This window comes from Paraburkholderia sp. RL17-383-BIF-A (assembly GCF_046028015.1).
Taxonomy (GTDB): domain Bacteria; phylum Pseudomonadota; class Gammaproteobacteria; order Burkholderiales; family Burkholderiaceae; genus Paraburkholderia.
This window is the reverse complement of record NZ_JARESR010000078.1, coordinates 1-983: the sequence shown is the minus strand read 5'-3', so window position 1 is coordinate 983 and position 983 is coordinate 1. Positions and strand designations below refer to the sequence as shown.

The following is a 983-nucleotide window of genomic DNA, read 5'->3' as shown; positions in this document are numbered from 1 at the left end:
CCCATGCCGCCGTGCACCTGTACGCCGAGGCTCGTCACATCGATCGACAGCTCCGTGCTCCAGCCCTTCACGATCGGCACGAGGTATTCGTAGATCGCCTGATGTTCCGCGCGCGTGGCTTCGTCGGCATGGCGATGCGCGATGTCGCAGTGCGCCGCGGCCACATAGGCCAGCGCGCGTGAGGCTTCAGTCAGACCACGCATCGTGGCGAGCATACGGCGCACGTCGGGGTGCTGAATTATCGCGACCGGCTGCTTCGCCGAGCCATCCACGGGACGGCTTTGCACACGGTCTTTCGCATACGCCACCGCCTTCTGGTAAGCGCGATCCGACACACCCACGCCCTGCATGCCGACGGCAAAGCGCGCCGCGTTCATCATGATGAACATGTATTCGAGGCCGCGATTCTCTTCGCCGATCAGATGACCGATCGCGCCGCCGTGGTCGCCGAACTGCAGCACCGCGGTCGGGCTCGCCTTGATGCCGAGCTTGTGTTCGATCGACACGCAATGCACGTCGTTGCGCTCGCCGAGCGAGCCGTCTTCGTTGACGAGAAACTTCGGCACGATGAAAAGCGAAATGCCCTTCACGCCTTCCGGTGCGTCAGGTGTGCGCGCCAGCACGAGATGCGCGATGTTCTTCGCCATGTCGTGCTCGCCCCACGTGATGAAAATCTTCGTGCCGAACAGTTTGAACGAACCGTCGCCCTGCGGCTCGGCGCGCGTGCGCACGAGCGCGAGGTCGGAGCCGGCCTGCGGCTCGGTCAGGTTCATCGTGCCGGTCCATTCGCCGGAAATGAGCTTCGGCACGTAGGTCTGTTTCTGCGCTTCGCTACCCGCCGTGAGCAGCGCCTCGATGGCGCCATCCGTGAGCAGCGGGCACAACGCGAACGACAGGTTCGACGCGTTCAGCATCTCGATACAGGCGGTGGCGATGAGCTTCGGCAGGCCCTGGCCTTCGTAGTCGACGGGATGTTGCACGCC

General features: G+C 64.1%; 1 protein-coding gene. It reads right to left on the bottom strand.

Going from position 1 to position 983, the window contains the following annotated elements; genetic code table 11:
* A partial coding sequence (locus P0D71_RS35990) for an acyl-CoA dehydrogenase family protein (protein WP_408483883.1) occupies positions 1 to 983 on the bottom strand: 983 nt, incomplete at both ends.